At 41.1% G+C, this 21,187-nt stretch carries 15 protein-coding genes; 6 read left to right on the top strand and 9 right to left on the bottom strand.

Annotated elements, in window-relative coordinates:
- Window positions 1-190: 190 nt before the first annotated feature.
- Window positions 191-1,072: a dioxygenase family protein gene (locus tag C2M25_RS11390; RefSeq protein ID WP_105181141.1), complete on the top strand. Its 882-nt coding sequence runs from the start codon at window positions 191-193 to the stop codon at window positions 1,070-1,072.
- Between the two features lie 63 nt (window positions 1,073-1,135).
- Here the strand turns inward: C2M25_RS11390 and C2M25_RS11385 are convergent, their stop codons facing one another.
- The 4 genes from C2M25_RS11385 to C2M25_RS11370 all read right to left on the bottom strand — a co-directional run bounded on the left by C2M25_RS11385 (window position 1,136) and on the right by C2M25_RS11370 (window position 8,577).
- The gene (locus C2M25_RS11385) at window positions 1,136-3,655 is read right to left on the bottom strand and encodes a TonB-dependent receptor plug domain-containing protein (RefSeq protein ID WP_105181140.1); all 2,520 of its coding nucleotides are present in this window, start codon (window positions 3,653-3,655) and stop codon (window positions 1,136-1,138) included.
- 136 nt (window positions 3,656-3,791) lie between these two features.
- Entirely contained in the window at window positions 3,792-4,772 is a 981-nt protein-coding gene (locus C2M25_RS11380) for a GGDEF domain-containing protein (RefSeq protein ID WP_082423014.1), read from the bottom strand.
- 224 nt (window positions 4,773-4,996) lie between these two features.
- The gene (locus C2M25_RS11375; protein ID WP_234003572.1) at window positions 4,997-5,299 is read right to left on the bottom strand and encodes a DP-EP family protein; all 303 of its coding nucleotides are present in this window, start codon (window positions 5,297-5,299) and stop codon (window positions 4,997-4,999) included.
- Window positions 5,300-5,322: 23 nt separating this feature from the next.
- Entirely contained in the window at window positions 5,323-8,577 is a 3,255-nt protein-coding gene (locus C2M25_RS11370; RefSeq protein ID WP_105181139.1) for an nSTAND1 domain-containing NTPase, read from the bottom strand.
- Between the two features lie 238 nt (window positions 8,578-8,815).
- On the opposite strand from C2M25_RS11370, the gene C2M25_RS11365 reads away from it, so the two are divergent.
- Complete coding sequence (locus C2M25_RS11365) at window positions 8,816-9,244, top strand: hypothetical protein (RefSeq protein WP_105181138.1); 429 nt, start codon at window positions 8,816-8,818, stop codon at window positions 9,242-9,244.
- A complete protein-coding gene (locus C2M25_RS11360; protein WP_054551820.1) occupies window positions 9,241-9,432 on the top strand; it encodes a helix-turn-helix transcriptional regulator in 192 nt (63 codons plus the stop codon). Before C2M25_RS11365 ends, C2M25_RS11360 begins: the two co-directional genes overlap by 4 nt.
- A gap of 74 nt (window positions 9,433-9,506) precedes the next feature.
- Here C2M25_RS11360 and C2M25_RS11355 read toward each other — a convergent pair whose 3' ends face one another.
- Complete coding sequence (locus C2M25_RS11355; protein ID WP_105181137.1) at window positions 9,507-10,697, bottom strand: MFS transporter; 1,191 nt, start codon at window positions 10,695-10,697, stop codon at window positions 9,507-9,509.
- A gap of 267 nt (window positions 10,698-10,964) precedes the next feature.
- Between C2M25_RS11355 and C2M25_RS11350 the strand changes: the two genes are divergently transcribed.
- Window positions 10,965-11,816: a universal stress protein gene (locus tag C2M25_RS11350; RefSeq protein ID WP_105181136.1), complete on the top strand. Its 852-nt coding sequence runs from the start codon at window positions 10,965-10,967 to the stop codon at window positions 11,814-11,816.
- A 104-nt stretch (window positions 11,817-11,920) separates the two neighbouring features.
- Window positions 11,921-14,053: a TonB-dependent receptor plug domain-containing protein gene (locus tag C2M25_RS11345; protein ID WP_105181135.1), complete on the top strand. Its 2,133-nt coding sequence runs from the start codon at window positions 11,921-11,923 to the stop codon at window positions 14,051-14,053.
- Window positions 14,054-14,532: 479 nt separating this feature from the next.
- Here C2M25_RS11345 and C2M25_RS11340 read toward each other — a convergent pair whose 3' ends face one another.
- The 4 genes from C2M25_RS11340 to C2M25_RS11325 all read right to left on the bottom strand — a co-directional run bounded on the left by C2M25_RS11340 (window position 14,533) and on the right by C2M25_RS11325 (window position 19,484).
- Window positions 14,533-15,390: an AraC family transcriptional regulator gene (locus tag C2M25_RS11340; RefSeq protein WP_105181134.1), complete on the bottom strand. Its 858-nt coding sequence runs from the start codon at window positions 15,388-15,390 to the stop codon at window positions 14,533-14,535.
- Window positions 15,391-15,475: 85 nt separating this feature from the next.
- A complete protein-coding gene (locus C2M25_RS11335) occupies window positions 15,476-18,343 on the bottom strand; it encodes a prolyl oligopeptidase family serine peptidase (protein WP_105181133.1) in 2,868 nt (955 codons plus the stop codon).
- The gene (locus C2M25_RS11330; protein WP_105181132.1) at window positions 18,343-18,894 is read right to left on the bottom strand and encodes a hypothetical protein; all 552 of its coding nucleotides are present in this window, start codon (window positions 18,892-18,894) and stop codon (window positions 18,343-18,345) included. Before C2M25_RS11330 ends, C2M25_RS11335 begins: the two co-directional genes overlap by 1 nt.
- 443 nt (window positions 18,895-19,337) lie before the next feature.
- A complete protein-coding gene (locus C2M25_RS11325) occupies window positions 19,338-19,484 on the bottom strand; it encodes a DUF2986 domain-containing protein (RefSeq protein WP_105174679.1) in 147 nt (48 codons plus the stop codon).
- Window positions 19,485-19,640: 156 nt separating this feature from the next.
- Here C2M25_RS11325 and C2M25_RS11320 point away from each other — a divergent pair, with 156 nt between their 5' ends.
- The gene (locus C2M25_RS11320) at window positions 19,641-21,131 is read left to right on the top strand and encodes a dipeptidase (RefSeq protein ID WP_105174678.1); all 1,491 of its coding nucleotides are present in this window, start codon (window positions 19,641-19,643) and stop codon (window positions 21,129-21,131) included.
- Window positions 21,132-21,187 lie beyond the last annotated feature (56 nt).

Below are 21,187 nucleotides of genomic sequence, written 5' to 3'. Positions count from 1 at the left end.
AGAGTTTGTGAATTAACTTCATAGATATAATAGTAAAATGTAATAGCCAATATTGAATATACTATAAATGTCTATTTTTTGGCATGCGCATACTAGTCACTCTATAAAAGCACCACTTTTTCTACACAAAGTCTCTACATTTGTTCTTTATACTCGATGCTAATTACTCATGTTAGCGAAGGGGCACAAGATGACTTTAAAACCTGAACTTTATACTCGTAGAAAAATGCTAAAAACATTAGGTGTTTCAGTTGCTGCTGTGCCTATGTTGGCATTTTTAGGCTGTAACTCAGATACAGTATCATCAACAGATACAACATCAGATACAGACACTTCAACAGGCTCAGACACCAGCACTGATACAGGCGATACAACAACCACGAACGACAGTGATTATGTATCGGGCACAACAGCACTTATTACTGATGACTTTCCTGATGACAGTATTTTTGAAACATCAACAGCATGTGTGTTAGCACTTACTCAAGCAACAACCGAAGGCCCATGTTACTTCCAAGCTGATTCAGACGAAGATATTTCGGATGGTTTAACCGGTTTACCTATGATGCTGTGCTTACAGTTAATTGATAGCGACTGTAACCCATTAGCAAATTACGAAATCTCGGTTTGGCACTGTGATACCAGCGGTATTTACTCGGGCGATACTAGCAGTAGTTCTGATAGCTCACGTTTTGCCGGTGACTTCTGTACTGACGGCGATGCCGAAGCTGAGGCAAGTACTTGGTACCGTGGTTCATTGATCACAGATAGCAGTGGCCGTGTGAACTTTAAAACGCATTTCCCTGGTTGGTATTCTGGCCGTACTATTCATATTCACTTTAAAGTAGCAAACAACAATAACGACTATGTAATTAGCCAGTTCTGTTTTACTGATGCGTTTGCAAAAGAAATTTGTACCACTCACAGCGATTACAAATCACGCGGTGAACAAGATACAACTCTTGCTAGCATCGATAACGTGTTTGGTAGTGATTATGAGCAGTTTATTTTAAACACAGCACAAAATAGTGATGGCACTTTATTGGCGTATCACACTATTCAAATTAGTTAATTTATTCACTCATCATTGTAGGTTAGGGCGTGTTAGCAATTACTGCTTTCACGCCCTATTTTTTTAGAAGCTATAAGTGATGTTACCGTAAATAAAACGGCCATCTAAGCTGTATGGTGCAAAGCCACTATAAGGGAAAATTTGGTTGAAATCGCTATAACCTATATTACTTACAGTATCTTGAGGGTACTGATCGAATAGGTTATTGGCGCCTAATGCAAACTTCCACTGCTCATCAGGGCGGTAAGCCACTTCTAAGTCTGCAATCCATTTAGCATCAAGTACTTCATCACCATCTTCACTGCTTGCAGTATCAACTACTTCACCATAACGAGTTGCTCGTAATGTCGTTTGGAAGTTTTCATAATCCCATGTTGCAGAAAGGTTCCATTTATCGGCTGGAGTACCTTTTTCAAAGCGTGTGATTTCGCGACGAGAGAAATACTCGTAGCTATCGCCAAGCGCTTCTAATTCAGGTGGATTTTCTTTAACGTGTGTTACTTCAGTGTCGTTAAAGTTAACCGCTGCACTTAAGCGTAAATCACCATAGTTTTCTAAGCCTAGTGAGTAGGTCGCAACAATATCAACACCTTGCGTACGTGAATCAATGGCATTAGTAAAGTAACGAACGCGCTGCGTATTTACTTCGCCCGCTTCGGCTAAAATCGCTTCAACTTCTGAGCCACTTAAGTTTTCAGACAAAACGATACGGTCGTCAATTTCAATGCGATACGCATCTAGGGTTAAGCTAAAACCGCCTTGCGTAAAGATGAAACCCGCTGTCATATTTACTGATTCTTCTGCTTCAAGTTCACGTGCACCTAAAGCTTGCGCTGCTGGCTCATCAACTGGGAATAAGCCCACTTCATTTGGCACACCATTTTCAAAAACAGTGCTTACTGATTTATATGAAGTTTGGGCAAGTGATGGCGCTCTAAAACCTGTGCTAATTGCACCACGTAGCGACAGCGACTCGTTAATGCTGTAGCGTGAAGCAAGTTTAGAGGTAAAAGTACTACCAAAATCACTGTAATCTTCAAAACGACCTGCTAATACAAGGTTCCAATCTGTCGTTAGGTAAGTATCAAACTCTGCAAATACCGCAATGTTATGACGGCTTTTATCTGTTGCACTTTCTGGTGAGAAACCAGGTAACACTTGCGCGCCACCGGCAGCAACTGGGTTGCCATCGTCATCTAATACAGTGAGGTAAGAGGCTGTTTCACCTGCTTTGATTTGGTAGTTTTCGTGACGATACTCAGCACCAATAGTAACAAACACATCATCAGGTAAACCTAAATCTAGTGTGTTGCTAGCATCCATGTTTACTAAGTATTGTTCATACACAAGCGAGCCATCATCAAATTCTGTTGGGCTGCTAACACCCATCGAGGTATTTAAGCTGTTGCTTACGCCAATACCAAAATCGTTACGACCATAATTGGTGCTTACATCCCAAGCCCAATCATTAGTTTCGCCATTTAAGCCAATTGCAAATGAGTAGTCATCTACATCGGTATCAATTTGCGGTAAGAAACCGTCAGGGTACACTTCAGTTAAGTTACGTGAATCGTTGGCACGACGATAAAAACCACCTGAGTTACCTTTACGGTTTGAGTAACTAGCAAATGAGTAAAGCGATAGCGAGTTATCAAACTCGTAACCTAGGTTATAAAAGAGCGCGAAGTCTTCGATATCGGCTTTACCAAAACGGTGGTTATAGCGGTCGAAGTCAAATTCACGCGAATCTAAATCGCCATTTTCATCACGGCTATACTGCTCACGTGCATCAAAGCCAGAGCGGTTTGTTGGCTCGTTATTACGTGACTCAATTGACACGTTAATAAAACCATTATCGCCTAGTGCGAAACCTGCATTAGCACTTGCTGTGCGCGTAATGCCGTCGTTTACTTCACGGTCGCTGCCAGTTTCAAAGCTTAAGTTGCCTTCGCTATCTGTTGTAGTGTTTAGTAGCTGAGGAGAGCCTGCCATTTGTGTGTCGTATTCACCGTATGTGTAGCTCACACTACCGCCTTCATCGGCATCTTTTAATACAATATTGATCACACCGGCAATCGCGTCAGAACCGTATTGAGCTGCAGCGCCATCACGCAGAATTTCAACACGCTTAATCGCAGAAGTCGGAATATTATTTAAATCTACGGCCGTTGAACCACGGCCAACCGTACCATTTAAGTTTAATAATGCACCGGCATGGCGGCGTTTACCATTAATCAGAACTAATGTGTGATCCGGAGCAAGGCCACGTAAAACAGCCGGTTTTGCGTGGTCAGTACCATCAGCAATGGTGGCACTTGGGTAGTTAAAGCTTGGTAACTGTGATGCTAATACTTGGCTCATATCAAGCTGACCTGTGCTTGATAAATCGCGGCTTGTTAATAAATCGACAGGCACGGTACTTTCAGAAATACTACGAAGGCTTCGGCGAGTACCAGTAACAGAAATAACTTCAACATCTTGAGCGGTGTTGTCAGTTGTTTGCTCAGCAGCGATTGCAGTCACTGATGTAGCGAGTGTACTTGCAATTGCGAGTTGCAAAGGTACTTTTTTAAAAAATGTCATTGTTGGATCCCTTCTGACGTTGATTTCGCTTCGCAGTTTATCAATAAAAAAGGAACGAACAAATAACATAAAAGTATACTTTATGATTATCTGAACAAGCTATTTAGCTCACTGTTTTTACATTGTATTTACTTTGTTATGCGCTAATGCTTATTTTATTTCTACCCTCTGTTTTTGCTCGGTATAAAGCAGTATCTGCTGCACAAATTAATGCCTCTGAAGTACGATATTGATTATTAAACTCACAGGCAATTCCTTGGCTTACACTTATTCTAAAATCACTTGGTAAACCTATATCAGTAAATGGCATGTTATTTACTTTTATTTGAATATGTTTAGCAATAGCGGCGGCCGTGTCTTTTTGGCAGCGGGGTAATATAATGGCGAACTCTTCACCACCATAACGCGCTGCTAAACAATCACGAGAAGGGAGTGATTCTGCGATTATACTTGCTACTTTTTGTAAGCATTTATCGCCTTTTACATGACCAAATCGGTCATTGAATAATTTAAAGTAATCAATGTCGATTAATATAGTGCTAATGGCTTGGTTGGTTTGTACGCTTTCTTGCCAATGCTCTTTTAATGATTCCTCAAGGGTTAATCTATTTGCAAGGCCGGTTAAATGGTCAGTGGTAGCCTGTTTAATTAAACGATTGTATTGCTCTTTGTGTGATGATAAATCGTGTAATACACAAATAAATAAATTTTCTGCAACGGCAATGTTTTTTGGCAGGCTCGATATACATAAATCCGCCTCAAGGGTTTTACTATCGGCACGGTTTATTTTAACTTCGTTTGGCCCAAGACTTATCGGCGAGTCTTTATGGTCTAACCAACTGAGTAGGGTATACATGTATTTATCGCGGTCTGTGTCGTGTAGGTAATGTAAAATGTTTTGCCCGATTAACGCTTCTTGGTTGTCACCTAAAAGCTGTGCTGCCATCGGGTTTGCAAATTCAAACGTGCCTTGGCCATTAATGATAAACACTCCCTCAGGAATGTTCTGAAACATTTGGGCAATCAGCGCAAGTTGCTCTGAATTGATAGACTGCGGTAGTGCGTTTTTCGCTTCTGGTTTTGCAGTGCTTGGTTGTTCATTTTTGTTAGTAGACACGTTCGTTTCCTTTTTGCCGATGCAAACGATTTTGGTGTCTATAAAGTTACTTAAAAAAGTGCAAATTAACCTTCTGGTAATCTTCTGGTTTTAATTTGTTGTTTTGTAATGTAAAAAAGCTCCTAAAAAGGAGCTTTTCACGAGAGGTATTTAGTCTTCTTTATCATTTTTTACTTGCGGGTCGGCACTTTCATAGCTTGTGCCATTGCACTCTACGATGAAAATCATACACGCAGTACCGCTATTATCATCTGTATCGGCAATCTCAATTGTTTGACCATTGTTAGTGACTTTAAAGCAAAGTCTTGCTCGCAATTACCTTCAAGGTTTGCAAATTTAGCACCTGTAAATTGAAAGCCCGCTTCAACTGTTGCGTTATCAAGTGTATAAATACCTAGGCTGTTTCTTTCATTGACAGTACCGCCACCAGAAACTTGCTGACCGTCTTGGAAGTATGTGAATACAGCTTCATTTTCAGTGTTAAGTGTAATGTTCACTGTAAAATTGTAAGTTTGACTTTCGCTCATTGTTATTACCTTCTAGTTGTTTTTTATAGTTCAAAGTTAGTAATGCCTAACTCTATTAGTTTATTTTTAACTGCGCTTACCTCACTTACCTTATTTAAACAGGTGTAAGCTTGAATAAGTGGGTAAGTTCTTTTTATGCTTTTATTACCATTGTTGTTTTTATAAATTGTATTTATAGTTGCTTGGCAAAATTGTTGTTTTGCTATTTTGTCTTCAGCAAGCTTTGCTTTAATTAAGTTAATCTTTATTAGAATAGAGTTGTTTTCTATTTTTTTAGTATCAGACAATATCTCAATAAAATCTGAGTTTCTTTCTAATTTTAATAAATGGGATTCGGCTTCACTTAAAAGATTTCTATTTATTAAATAATGAATGACACCTATTTGAATGTTTATTAAAGTTGTATTTGAAAACCCTTGGTTATCAATGTAACTCAAAACATCTTTTACCCTTTCACTAGTTTTATTTTTATCTAACAGCATTAATTGGTATGCAAGCGTTCTATAAAAGGTGCGTTGAAAGTTTTGATTTTTTGGATCTTGTATTCTTGCTTGATTAATCGCATTGGTTGCTTTTTCTGCTTTTAAAAATGCCGCTTTCTTGTTTGGGAAGTAGCTCAATAAAAAGCTTTGCTGCATATAAGTGTTTGCTAAATGACTTTGCAAACTTGCATCATTCGGTGATGTTTTAAGCATGTTGACTAGCTGTTGAGAGGCTTGCTCAAGCATTTCGAGTGCAGCGTTTAAATTACCGAGCCTTTCTTCTGTGGTTGCAATCCAGCTGATAGTATCTGTCTTATCGCGTAATAAATTTTTGTTATTAGGTTTAAGTTCAAGAGCTTGGTTTTTAAGTTTTAAAGATTCAGTAAAACTTTGTTTTGCAAGTGCGTAATTAAACTGTTTTAAATACAGCGAGCCAAGTGAATTGTGTGAGTAAGATAGCTCCATAATTGAATTAAAGTCATTAGGGGCAAGTTGATACATCTTTTCACTGTAAGCCAAGTAACTTTTGAACATTGGCTCAGTCGCTAAGTAATTACTTTGCTCATAAGTTAAATTACCAAGCCAAAAAGCATTAGCCCCTGCGAGCATTAGTAAATCAAGGTTGTTGGGTTGAATTTGTAGTAATGATTCTAGGCGCGTTCGCGCATTTTCAAAGGCGGTGAAGGCTTCGTCGGTTTTGCCACGAGAGTAGGCGACTTCGCCCATGGCCTCTAAGGTTTGAGCGTATTGAAAACGGTTATTAAACTCGGCTTGTTTATCGCTAAAGTCAAACAACGACGCTGTTTCTTCGTCTTGATTGGTAAAATACTCAAGGGCTTTATTGCTGATACCATCCAATAAATCCATACGTTCAACGCTTCTGAGTTTATCGGCAAATTCACCAACCATAAAACCCAATAAACTCTCAGCTTCTTGGCGTTTTTGTTTTGCTATTTGTTCGGCGTGATAGCTGCGCACGCTCATAAATGTGGCAATAAAGGTTAAGCACACAAGTGCAGCCGCCGTTATTTGTAACACGCGTTTTTTACGTTTCGCTTTGTTGTTAGAAGCTTTAATTAACGCTTGGTCGTCGCTCGATAAGCTAAACATAGGGTTTTTAACTAGGCTTTGTGCTTCTTGCAGCGGTTTACCTTGGGCTAATAAAAAGTCGCTGTGTTTTTGTTCAATCAGCCAGCGCTCGGTGGCTAGTTGCACACGGCTTTGAATTGCTAAGCTTTGTTGGTGCTCTTGCACCCAATCTATGGCGCGTTGCCAATGGCGTAGCAGGGCTTCGTGGGCAAGGCTAAAACAGGCTTGTTCATTTTTAAGGTGTGATACAAACAAGCGGCTATCGACCATAGCCTGAACAAGCTTGGTCGCAGCTGGGCTGGTTAATTCGCTCCAATGTGCAGCACGGCTGGTGAGCGTTTCGCCATCTGGGTTTAAGGTGATCAGTTTAGAAAGGACTGCGGCAAGTTCAGTTTGTTGGTCTTTGGGTAATTGGCAAAATACCTGTTCGGCTTTTTGGCCGATGGCTCCTTCGATGGTGCCAAGCGCTTGGTATTCAGAAAACAATAATTCGTTGTCTGGGCTGCGCTGCAAGTAAAGCTGCTGCAAGGTGTATTGCAGCATCGGCAATGCATCAGGGTTATTGGCAGTATCGTTACAAAGTTGTTCATCAAGCGGTGTGTGATGCTCTGGATGATGTTGCCAACTTAAGCCTGCTGCAAGTGCTGGCAAACGGATCATTTGCTTAAGCTCAGAGCGAGTTGGCGCTAATAAATCAAAGTGTGCGCCATTGGCTTTACCTGCCATTAAACTTGGTTGACTCACTACTTGCGGGTAAAAGTCATTACGACAGGCACTAAAAATGATCATGCAGCCACTTGTTGCTAAGCGCTCAATAAGTGCTAACAGCTGGTTGCGCTCGTCATCGCTAAATAAAGGTGATGACAATAGCACTTCGAGCCTGTCGATAAATAAAAATAAATAGGGCGTAGTGCGCTCTTTATTTAGCGCTGCAAGTGCTGCTTTACAGCGAGAAATAACCTGTTCTGGATCTGTTAGTAACAATTCAGCCAACGCATCGGCGCTTATATCGCTAAGTACAGGTGCGTCGTTTATTTCTAAATCGAGCAAGGTTGAGGCTAAATCAAGCAGTAAGCGCTCTTTGCTGACATCGGCAAAGTCGAGTTGGCAGTAACTGTGTACTCTAATGCCATCGTAGCCATTACTCGACATTAAAGCGGGCAATACACCTGCGTTAACTAATGACGATTTACCTGAACCACTGGCGCCTAAAATTAAGCAAAATGCGCGACCAAACTCAATTTGAGCCGACACTCGCTGTAACAAGGTGGCAATTTGTTTGTTACGACCAAAAAATACATCGGCTTGCTCTGGTGCAAACGCACTTAAGCCAACAAAGGGCGAATCACCTTGCCAACTGGTTTGGCTGGCTTTTTGTTCTTCGTTGAGTGGAAAGTTGATTTCGGCAATAACCCGATAACCACGTTTACGAATAGTTTCTATGTAATGCGGGTCGCTTGCTTTATCGTCAAAGGCTTTACGTAATTGGGTGATCACTTTATGTAGGGGGTTGTCACCCAGCGCTACATTTGGCCAGCATTGGCTGATAATTTCTTCGCTTGTTAGAAGCTCACCTTGTTTTTCGCAAAGCAGTAGTAATACATCCATCGCCTTGGGTTCAAGATGTTTTGTTTGTTCACCGCGTCTGATTGAATTAGTAGCCGGAGTAACTTGCCATTCGCCAACGAAAAACAGTGCCGTATTCATAGTGTTATCTTCATTGTTATTGTTAGAAATGCAGCCCGATTGGACCGATTTTATATTAGATTACGGAATTCTTTGATTAATACAATATTATGAGGTTAACAGCAAGCGCCTTGCCTTTTCTGACATTAAAAAATCATATTGATGTCGTGTATACAAAACTTTTTGTAAAGTTTGTTTGACTTTTTGTATTGCTAGGTTAATCTTTAGTCAAGTTTACTTTACTTTTAAGGTGAGAATAATGAATCAAACAGGATTAACCTTTAAACAACGTAATAAGCAGAACACGCTAAACCTCGCGAAATGGACATCAGCATGGGTGATTACTTTAGCAATGGCCTCATTTGGGCCGCATCTTTTATGGCAAGAGCAGGCTATTTTTAGTGTTGTGGCAATCTTAATTAATGTAGTAGTTGGCATCATGATGATTTTATCGAACAAACGACAACTACAAGGAATGGATGAGCTGCAGCAGCGTATGCACCTTAATGCAATGGCCATTACCTTGGGTGCAAGCTTAGTATTTGGTTTGGCTTATTCGGTGGTGCAATCAAGCGGTTTAATAAGCTTTAAAGAAGATATATCTCACCTCGTGCTCTTTATGGGTTTAACCTATTTAGTGAGTCTTTTAATGATGAATAAGCAGTTAAACGACGAGGGCGAAGAATGAAAAACCGCTTGAAAGTGCTCCGTGCAGAGCACAACTACACCCAAGCGAAACTCGCAGAGCTTTTGGATGTGTCTAGGCAAACTATTAATGCAATAGAAAAAGGTAAATTTGACCCAAGTTTGCCATTAGCATTTAAAGCCGCGCGTTTATTCAACCTGAGTATCGAAGAGATATTTCAGGATGAGTAAGTCTGATAGCCTTCAGCCTTCAGCCTTCAGCGATCAGACTGAGAGCTGAGAGCTGAGAGCTGAGAGCCGACAGCTTAAGGCTTACAGCTTTGTTTTTTCATCTGCATCGCACTTAACGACCACATTAAAAAACCACCTAAGAATAGTGCCGCCGAAACATAGCCTGTTTGACTAGGCAGTGCGCCTTCGGCAATAGCCATGCCGCCAAGCCAAGGGCCAATCGCATTGGCTGTATTAAACGCACACTGTACTAGCGCACCAATCATGGCATGCCCTTGTGGTGATACATCCATTAGCAGCGATTGGATCACGGTACCTAAACCAACACTAAAACCAATAAAGAAAATCACCGCATATAACAGCCAAATATTATGGCTTGCGCTTACATAACTGGCTGCAAATACCACCGCACCAATCAGCGCTGCGCCTGTGGTTTTCAGCGGTGAGTGGTCGGCGGCTTTACCTAATACGTAGTTACCTAAAGTACAGCCAATACCAAACATGATCATCGCAATAGAGATAGTGTAAGCAGGGGTATGGGTGACTTCTAAAATAGTGTCGGCAATGTAAGTGTAAACACAAAATACACCACCAAAACCAATAATGATGATACCCAGAATGGTCCATACGAGCTTGTTCTTTAATACACTTAGCTCATCGAGAATCGATGTTGGCGCGGTATTTTTTACGTTAGGTACGTATTTCACAATCAATACCAAGGCAACTAACGCAAGTACAGCGGTACCCGCTAAACAATAACGCCAGCTAAAGTTTTGCCCCACTAGGGTGACCATGGGCACACCAACAATAGTGGCAATGGTTAAACCCATAAATACTTTTGACATAAAGCTTGCGCGTTTATCGGCAGGGGCAATGTCGGCTGCCAATAAAATAGCAGCGGCAAAGTAGGCACCGTGTGGTAAACCACTTAAAAATCGAAATAAAATAAGTTGCTCAAGCGAGTTTGCAAAAGCACTTAAGCCATTGAATAAAAACATCATAGTGACAAACATCAACAGTGCATTGCGCTTACGCATGTTGGCGGTTGTGATCATAAATAGCGGTGCACCGACGACTACGCCTATCGCGTAAGCACTAATGGCATAACCACTTTGCGCTGGCGTAGACGAAAATGTTTCGCTGATCAGGGGCAACATTGGCATCATAGAAAATTCTGATAGGCCTAAAATGAATGTGCCTAAAGCCAATACTATCAGAATGGTAAACGTGCTTGCGTTGCCTTGGGAGTTGGCTACGTTAGTCATGTAATTCCTTTAAAATAAATTTAAAAACAAAATAGATTTTTGATAATTGAAAATGCCAGTAACAAATACTTTGTTCTGGAGTAGAGATGTGTGCCCAGAGCTATTGTAATACAAATTAATGGGGTTGATACAGTACTTTTTGGAACGTTCTATATTAGTTTGCTATAAGAAAATAACCTGAACTTCTTAAGTCTTTGCTGTTCAAAATAAATACAGAGAAAAAGCCAACTATACTTGGTTAATTAAATTGGTTTGAAGGAGATTGTAATGAAAAAGATATTTGCTTGTATCGACGGTTCATGCATGACCGATGCGGTGACAGAAGCGGCTATTTGGATTTCTAAGCGCTCCAGCCATCCAATTAACTTTCTGCATGCATTAGAGCCACCTTTGCCGCAGGGCAGTGATGATTTAACCGCAATTATTGGTTTAGGTTCGCAAACCTCATTGTTAGAGCAATTGGCAAAACTTGAGCAAGAACGCAACAAAGTGGCGTCGCAGCATGGTCAATTTTTGCTAGATGAAGCAATGAAAAAAGCCGAGCATGCAGGCCTAACCGAGATTGAGCAACAGCAGCTTTCAATGAGTCTTGTTGATGCCTTACTTGAACATGAAGACAATGCCCGTGTGATGATTATTGGCCGCTCTGGTAAAGGCCATTACGATGATTTTAAAGTACTGGGCTCGCACATTGAAACGCTGATCCGTCAGGTGCATACCCCGGTTGCGATTGTGCCGCCGCAATTTCATGAGCCTACAAATTTTATGCTGGCTTATGATGGCAGCGAAAGTACCGACAAAGCGATTACACAAATTATCAATGGCGGGATTTTATCCGGCTTAGATTGCCACTTGGTGATGGTTGATAAACAAGACGGTCACTGCCAAGACAAACTTGATACTGCCTCAGCAAGGCTGGCTGAAAACGGCTTTAATGTGAGAGCGCGCATGCTCGATGGCGATGTTTACCAAGCGCTGTGGCGATATAAAAGTGACCACGCCGTTGACTTAATGGTGATGGGCGCATTTGGTCACTCTAAATGGCGGCAGTTCTTTTTAGGCAGCACGACCTTAAAAATGCTTGAAGATAGCCGTATTCCTTTAGTGGTGCTGCGCTAAGTTATTCACCTGTGACAGGGTGCGACAATATGTCACGTGTTCAGACTAATTAATGAGTTTTATAATCGGCGTCATTAATTATTTGCTTTGATTTTAAAAGAGTTATGAACACGCAATTTTCTCGCCCTGGTTTTTTATTTTCTAAAATTGCTGCAGCACTCAGCTGTGTATTAAGTATTTCGGCCTTTGCTGATGATTCTATTGAAGTGATAGAAGTACAAGGTCATGCCCAAAATAACCACCAATTAGTTGGCTCTGCAGACGCGTTACTGAAAGATTTAGGTGTTGATTTTTCAGCAGCCGGAGGGGTGTCTAACTTGCCAGTAATGAACGGCATGATGGGCGATAGAGTTAAAGTATTAGTCGATGGTGCTGATGTTACAGCAGCGTGTGCTAACCAAATGAACCCGCCACTCTCTTATGTATCGGCAAACCAAATTGCCTCTTACAGTGTCGTTGCTGGTGTATCACCGGTAAGCAGTGGCGGTGATAATATTGCTGGTGTTATTAGGGTAAATACGATTGCCCCTGAATTTAGTGATACAGACTCAGTGAACTGGCGCGCAGGCTATGTGACAGCAGCATACAAAAGCGTTAACGATAGCCAAGCATATGCGCTAGGTGCCAGCCTTGCGAGCAAACAGTTTAGCTTGTCTTACCAAGGCAGCTTTGAAGATGCGAACAGCTATGATGATGGGCATGGTGAGCGTGTACTTGATACCTTATATCGAGTGCAAAATCATGCCTTAACGGGCGCTGTTCGTGATGAGAAACAACAGCTTGTAGTTAAACTGACGCATCAAAAAATTCCTTACCAAGGCTTTCCTAATCAATACATGGATATGACCGATAACACCAGCTATGGTTTTGTTGCTCAGTATCAGCGTGAGCTTGAAAATGGTGATTTGCAGGTGCAAGTGAATGCGCACGATGTAAAACACGAAATGGGTTTTTTCAGTAATGAGAAAACCGGCATGATGCCAATGAATACCGATGCACAAGATTACAGTTACCAAGTTCATTGGCGCACTGATTTATCAAAACAGTCATCATTAATGCTAGGGCAAGAATATTACGGTTATCGAATTGATGATTGGTGGCCAGCGGTTACAGGGTCAATGATGATGGGCCCAAATGAGTACGTTAACATTAACGATGGCAAACGTGACCGCCTTGCGGCATTTGCTGAGTACCAAAACCAAGTAAACCAAGCATGGTGGGTGTCGGCAGGTGTTCGAGTTGAGCAAGTCACCACAGATGCTGGCGAAGTGCAGGCTTATAACGAAGGTGGCATGAGCGGTATGGCTAATATGGGCTCAATGATGGATATGTCAAAAACCGACGCCCAAGCTGCGATGGAATTTAACCAATTAGACCGTAAACGTGACGACACTTTAGTTGATATCAGCTTGCTTGCTCGCTATCAATTATCGAATAACGATGAGCTGCAATTTGGTTTAGCTCGTAAAAACCGCGCACCTAATTTATATGAGCGTTACAGCTGGGGTGTAGGTACGATGGCAACCACCATGATTGGTTGGTTTGGTGATGGTAATGGTTATATTGGTAACCCAGATTTAGAAGCCGAAACAGCTCACACATTGAGCTCTAGCTACACCAAACTTGCCAAAGACGACAGCTGGCAAGTAACGGCAAATGTTTGGTACACGCAAGTAAATGATTATATTGATGCTGAAGTGACTAAGAGCTTTAATCGCACTGACATGGCGCATACCAAGCGTAATATTCTTACCTTTACGAACCTAGATGCCACTCTTTACGGTGCAAAACTGGCGGGCTTGGTAGAGCTTTACAACACAAAGCAAGCAGGAAAGTGGCAGTTAAAAGGCTCACTAACCAGTACTTATGGCGAACGTGATGATAGCAATGAAGACTTATATCAAATTATGCCACTGCACACTGAGCTGAGCCTAGAGCACGAATACAAAGGCTGGCAAAACGCACTGAGCTGGCAATGGGTTGATAGTAAAACCCATGTTGATGAGCGCCGTTTAGAAAACCAAACCTACAGCTATCAGTTACTGGCTATATCAAGTCAGAAAACGTGGCAAAATTTAACCTTTAAGTTAGCAATTACCAACTTACTTGATGAATACCACCAACAGCCACTTGGCGGTGTAAGTATTGCTAATTATAAGCAAGACATGAGCAATGGTTTTGAGCAATTTGCAGGGCAAGGCCGCTCGTATAATGCCAGTGTGAGTTATAGGTTTTAGAGAGCGAGTTGCTAGAGTAAAGTTAGCAAGCTGCTAGGGGAAAGAGTAAAGAGAGCTGTCAGCTATCAGCCGTCAGCTTTCAGATTAAAAACCAGAGTTTCTAGTTACGAGAGTAAAGTTAGCGAGTCAGGTCACGTGTCCGATACAAATGTGAAATAAGCTGTCGTAGGCGTGAAATTTATTTCGCGCGAGGGTGCTTGTATTGAGTGGTGGTTGAGACGCGCCAAGCAAGCGTGACGCCTACGGTGTAGGAGGCGTTTTAACGCCGAACAGCTTTATTTTATTCACGGCTAAAGCCGCTCCCACGTTTTTTGATGTAGGCGTGAAATTTATTTCGCGCGTTATCTTTTTATATTGCGCGATGTAAAATCGCGCCTACAATCTTTGTCTCGCAACTCGCAACTCGCAACTCGCAACTCGCAACTCGCAACTCGCAACTCGCAACTCGCAACTCGCAACTCGCAACTCGCAACTCGCAATCATTTTATCGGCAAATATATATCCGTTTGCAGGTCACATTCATCAACTTCATGGATGAGGTTGAGGTAATGAAAGAAGCAAGGGAAGTCTCTGACTTCTTCGCCGCTTTGCACCAGCCATTCACGGTATAAGTAGTAAACTGTATCGCTAATGGTGTCATGAGAGCCATTATGACGAACAACGGCGCAGCGTCCTGCTGGAATTTCACCATTTCGCACACCTTGTGGGTTTTCAGTAATCGGTGAGGTGATACTGCCTGCAAAGTCAAAACGAAACGCATGGTCTTCAGTGGTGGCCGGATCGCTATACGGGATCCCATACGTGTTACTGGTTTTAACAGGTGAAAAGCCTGATTCTTTGCGCCACTCAATAAATTGTGCAGCGGTATTCATCAGGGTATTAGCAGCGCCATGGTGGGTTAATAAAGCCACCGGCTGTGCTTTAAAATCAACAATGTTTACATTCATAGGGCAAACCTTTTTGTCAGGTAATGAAAATTCAAACTGTGTGTGCCAATTAGGCCAGTTTGGTTTGCTTCTGAATTCGCTTGGCGACTGCGTAAAGGTGCGCTTAAAAGCACGGCTAAATGCTTCTGGGCTATCAAATTGTGCTTCTAATGCAACATCAATAATTTTAAGTTGATGTTCAAATGCAAGTCGAAATGAGGCACGCTTTAAGCGCGCAAGCTGCGCATATTTGGTAACGCTTAGGCCAACTCCAGCGACAAATAAACGATGAAAATGATATTTCGAACAACATGCCACCTCACTGAGTGTCTCCAGTGATAAAGGTTCATCAAGATGCTGGCTAATGTAGTCACAGACCAGCTCAATGCGTTGTTGTTGCTTCGTTTTCATGGTTACTCGTTAATGCTTTTCAGAAGTGGGGCCAGTTTGCCATGGCCCCTAAGTCGTTACCTGATTGAAATTGCGCATTTTGAGTTTAGTTGATAGCCGTCACCTTAAAGGTGTTTTGATAGAGCAATTGTTGGTTTGCGCCCATCACATCTAGTGTCCACGTACCTGGCGTCGATGTTTCATCTAAAGTGCGGTAGGTAGACCATTCGGTAATTGGGTCGCCCCACAGAGTCTGATAGTAAACAAAATCAGTGAGCGCTTTATCGTCAGGAGTGAAGTGCCATTTGGTAAACACAACAAGTCGATCTCTACGAGTATCGAGGCCATCACGATTCATGTAAAACTCTATGCCAAAGCGTTGTTCATCATCGAGTTTATAGCTGAAATTTAATTGCTTTGATAGCTGTTCTATTTCAGGTTCACCGTTAAACTTATCGGAAAGTACTAGTTTAAATAAGCCTTTGCGTTCTAACTCCAAAATTGCATTCGGGTAATTCAAGCCATAAAGCTTAGTTAAGACACTTTGAAGACCTTTTAGCTCATTCTCGGAGTAGTTTCCTTCTTGCATAATGATTGATATTTGCTCTCGAACATGTTGGCGAGATTCATTATCAACTTTATTTGCATAGCTATTGAGCATAGATAAACACTTATCTACATCTCTGATTTCATTATCAGCGATACAATAGATAGAGGCTAAATTAAATGCATTATCGACACTATGTTCTTTATCAAAGGCCGTTTTAAAGAACTCTTTTGCTTTATGATAATCCGGTTTAACTAGCTTACTCACAGAGTATATATAGCCTAAACGCTCTTGCGCTTGCTCGTAGCCTAAATTTGCCGCTCGAGAGTAATACTCAATAGCTTTTTTAATATCGATTGGTCTATTATCACCACGATGATAATAACTACCGACATTAAACATTGCTCGGTCATGATCTAAGTTGGCAGCTAATTGGTAGTAATCAAAGCTTTCTTTTTTACGATCAGTTTCTATTGTTTTACTGTCAAAAGTATCTGCTAACAATATGGCATCACGTTGAACCGCTTTCTTTTCTGATTCAGTATAATTAGTCAATGTACTGTTTAGATTAAGTTTTCTTTCAAGAAAGTCGTTAGCTAAAGCTGCTTCTATTTGATCGTAATACCAAATCTGATGGCCATGCCCAGAGCGTTCGAAAAACGCTTTTTCAACATCATGACCTAAACGCTTTAAAACATAGTAAAAGCGATTACTTTGCTCAAAGCCCGATATTTCATCTTGTTTACCAGCAATAATAAGAACAGGGGCTTTTAAAGATGTAGCCTGATAGACGGGGGAAATATCTTTTAAATCTTGGCTATATTCACCAACCGTGCGCTCTATAAGCTCTTGATAATCTTTAGTTAAAGCGATATTACTTGCGTTATAAAGTAGAGGTAAGTCATAAATACCAAAACTTGCAATCACGCATTCATAAATATCAGGGTGTTTAATTGCCAGCATCACCGCAGAATAACCACCATAGCTTGCGCCAATAGAGCAGGTATGTTTAAAGCTATATTGTGAACGAATATGAGCCACTGCGGCAGAAATGTCTTGTTCGATAAGGTTACCAAATTGACCAACACCGCTTTCTAAAAATTCTTTACCAAACCCTGCTGAGCCTCTGAAATTAGCACGTAAAATAGTAAAGCCTCGAGAGGCAAGGTATTGCACTTCAGGGCTAAACTCATCACTTTCACGAATACCTATTGGGCCACCATGTGGCATCACTAATAATACCTGCTTATCGTTGTTAATAGGTTTGGTTAAGTAACCTTCAAGATTAGTTCCATCGTAGGCTTTAAAGTTAAAAAACGTTGTTTTAGCGTACGTTGCGTCTTTATTTTTGGCGACAGAAAACATTAACTCTATGTGATTTGTTTCTGATTGGTATAAATAGTATTTGCCAGGCACTGTGGCTGAGTGACTAAATAAAATTTGTGTTTTACCATCGATAGAGCTATCAACCCAAAAAAACTGTTCGCCTCCTAAAGCTTCCGCAACTTTGCTATGCAATTGCTCGTAGGCGTCAATAAAATAATCGGTAGTATATTTACCATGCTTGATATACGAGGCGGCAATAAGATTGCCATTATCATCAAGTTCGGCGGACTGAATGTCATATTTTGGATGTTGATAAAGTGTGTCGGTGATTTCTTGCGTGTTAATATTAAAAAGGCTCACCTGGCTCTTATCGGTATTTTTGTTGGTAATGACGGCAAGGTGATCTTGGTCAGTAAATCCAATTGGAAAAAACTGATAATCTGCGTCAGTGAGAGTAAAAATCGGGATCCACTTATTAGTACCAATAACCTTATAGAAGAACTGTAAACTCTTTTCGTCTTCATCAAATTTCGCAGTAAAAAGCTGTTGTTTGTGCTCGTCAAAGAAGTAGCTAAAGGCACCTTTTAAACCTTTCTCGATGGGAGTATAAGTGCTGTAATCATCACTGTATAAGGCTTTTAAGGGCACTTGATAAAGCAGTGTGTTTTTCTTATCTGGTTTAGCAAATAAGATATGTTCAGGATCACTGAGTAATCTATCTACAATGTAGCCTTTTGCTTTAACTCTATGCTGTTCAATTTTTGGTTTTTTTTCGCCTTCAATAACATTCACGACGACTTCAAAATCGTCACTATCGCGACTTTTTACACTGATAAAAATATCATCATCTGTTAACCATTGATAATTATAAAAATCATTATCCTCGTCGAGTTTGACGATATAGTACATTTTCATCGAATCCATATCGATGATATTGAGAGTTTTGGTTTTGTCTTCCTGCGCTTCTAAAAAGCTGATCCAACGGCCACTGGGCGATACTTTAACTTGGCTTTGATCGGGCGAGTACATTAAGTCTTCACTCGATAACATTTCAGCATGCAAGGGAAAAATAAAAAATAATAAGATAAGTAGCTTTTTCATTATTTTGCTTCCTGCTGCGAAAATGTTTGTTCCAAATAATCAAAGAATGAGTCTTCCCCAGGGCCGCCATAATTTAGCGAGCGACCAGACAAAATCGTTGGGAAGTTTTGTTCCATGTATTGCAGTGCTTCAGAACTACGGTTTTCTAAAACAATATGAGAGCGTGTGTTCCAGTAACCTACAGTTGTTATGTCTAAATGGCCAACATAATTAACTTTGTTAGGGGCAAGTGTGAATTGCCAACTTTCTTCATCGTTATCAAATTTGAGAAATGAGTAATGACTTAAGTTCAAGCGTGTGATGGTGTAATCACCCAATGGTAGATTCGCTAAAATATAATTGCTACCACTTCGAATGTCCTTAGCCGTAAGAACAAGCGACTTTGGACCATCAATATAAATGGCTTTTAAACTGCGGTTAGTTTCAATGCCAATCAGTAGGTAGCCTTCATCGGCTTTAGATAGTGTGTCTCGGTCTTCTTTTATGTTGGTAACTTTAGATGCGCATGCACTTAACAAAAGCGCACAGCTAAGCAGCAATAAACGTCTCATTCCCTTGTATCTTATTGTTGTTATTTTATTAATTTTAAAATACTTAAAAATCGGAACTATGTGAAGCACAATTTGTGAATGAGTGTGAAAAGAGCTGAGTTGCTAGGCGTGAAATTTCTACGCGCAAAAACAGAGTATCTAGCTACGAGAGTAAAGTTAGCGAGTCAGATCACGTGTCTGATACAAATGTGAATTGAGGTGTTGTAGGCGTGAAATTTATTTCGCGCGAGGGTGTTTTTTTGTGTGGTGGTTGAGACGCGCCAAGCAAACGTGACGCCTACGGTGTAGGAGGCGTTTTAACGCCGAACAGCTTTATTTTATTCACGGCTAAAGCCGCTCCCACGTTTTTTGATGTAGGCGTGAAATTTATTTCGCGCGTTATCTTTTTATATTGCGCGATGTAAAATCGCGCTTACAACCTTACCGCTGACAACTAGGTATTTTTAACTTTCCTGCTCAGCTTCTTGCTGTGCTAATTTTTCGCGATCTGCCTTTGAGATGTATGCCGGCTTATTGCTTTTATGCAACTTGGCATTGGCGCGCTTATCTTTTTGCTTAAGTTTAGTGAAGATCTTTTTTCTGCGGTTCATGAGTCTAACAAACGAATTAATAGGGTGAGTGGCTATTGTACCTTGTTGGTATTTTTAAGCGATCTATTTTGCTTGAATTAGAGATGTTATGTCGGCGTTATAAGCGTTACAATCAAGGCGACTTTCTAAAAACCTTCTTAAACTCTGGAGCTTATCTTGAAACATTCATTACTTGCTGCATTTTTATTAAGTGCTTTCTCTAGTCAGGCAGCTGTGTCTGAGCAAAGTGAAAAGCTGGCTAACTACGCGGTAGAGCAATATCAACAAGCGCAAATTCATACCTTAGAGAATTTAGTTTCGTATCCAACGGTAAATAAAGAAGGTCTAGCGACTCCTGATAACCCTGATTTCATTGGCTTTAAGTCGTTCTTAAAAATGAAAGCGGCGCAGTTTGGTTTTGATTATCAAGATTTAGGCTACACAGTGTTAATTGGCATGGGTAACCAAGCTGACAAAGTAACCATAGTAACCCATGGTGATGTGCAACCTGCAGATGCTAGTAAATGGCAGCAAAGTCCATTTGAAATGGATAAAACCTCTGAGCCAGGAAAGCTAATTGCACGTGGTACAGAAGATGATAAAGGTGCAATTGCGACTGCACTGCATGCAATGAAGGCGATTAAAGATAACGGTATTACTTTAAATAACCGTATTGAATTAATGGTTTACCTTGCAGAAGAGTCTGACTGGGCACCACTCGAAGAGTTCATGAAAACCTATCAGCAACCTAAATATGCTGTCACTATTGATGCTTCATACCCTGTGGTTGTTGCAGAAAAAGGCTGGAGCTTAATTGCGCCGACTTTCTCTGCGACCTCAGCACAAACAGGCTTATATGTTAGTGGCTTAAAAGGCGGCGCCTTTGTTAGCCAAATCCCTGAAGATGCCAGCGTGTTAGTACATAACGCTGATGCGGCGACAGTGGCTAAATTACACGACAATGTCGCTCAGCTTAAAAACGTCAAAGTGGCGATGACAGAGCAAGACAATAGCTTGTTAGTCCAAGTGAAGGGGATTTCAGCGCATTCATCTGAGCCAGAAGCGGGTGAAAATGCCATTGCGCACCTTGCAGAAATCTTTAAAGGTATTGATCTTGAGAACAATAGCGATGGCCAAGCAATTGAGTTTATCAATCAGCTAATCGGCCTTGATTTATACGGCGCGCAATTCGGTGAAATTGGTTACAAGCATGACTTTATGGGCCCGATGACTGTTTCGCCAACCTTATTAAGCCGTGACGGTAACGACATTAAACTGTCGATTAATATGCGTCGTCCGGTAGGTAAACAAGAAGCTGTGCTTAAGCAGCAAATTAATGAAGCGCTTAGCGCTTGGCAAACCACTAATAATGTCACTTTAAAAGACACTAAAGTGGTAATTGGTACGCCAATGCTGTTAGATGGTGCGCCTCATGCAGAAGCATTACTCGATATCTTTAAGCACTTTACTGGCGATAAAGACGCGGGCTTTGTGTCAATTGGTGGTGGCACAAATGCTAAACTATTTGATAATGCGGTGTCATTCGGTCCATCAATGCCAGGTAAAAAGTACACAGGCCACTCAGAGCATGAGTTTATTACTGAAGAGCAGTTAGCACTGAACTTAAAAATGTACACTGCAATGATGATGAAGCTAGGTAATATGTAATTCTATAAACTGAAAACGCCGCTTTATAGCGGCGTTTTTTTAAACTGGTGACTCAT

This window comes from Pseudoalteromonas sp. T1lg21, assembly GCF_002964625.1.
Classification (GTDB): Bacteria; Pseudomonadota; Gammaproteobacteria; order Enterobacterales; family Alteromonadaceae; genus Pseudoalteromonas; species Pseudoalteromonas gelatinilytica.
This window is presented reverse-complemented; position numbering and strand designations above follow the sequence as displayed.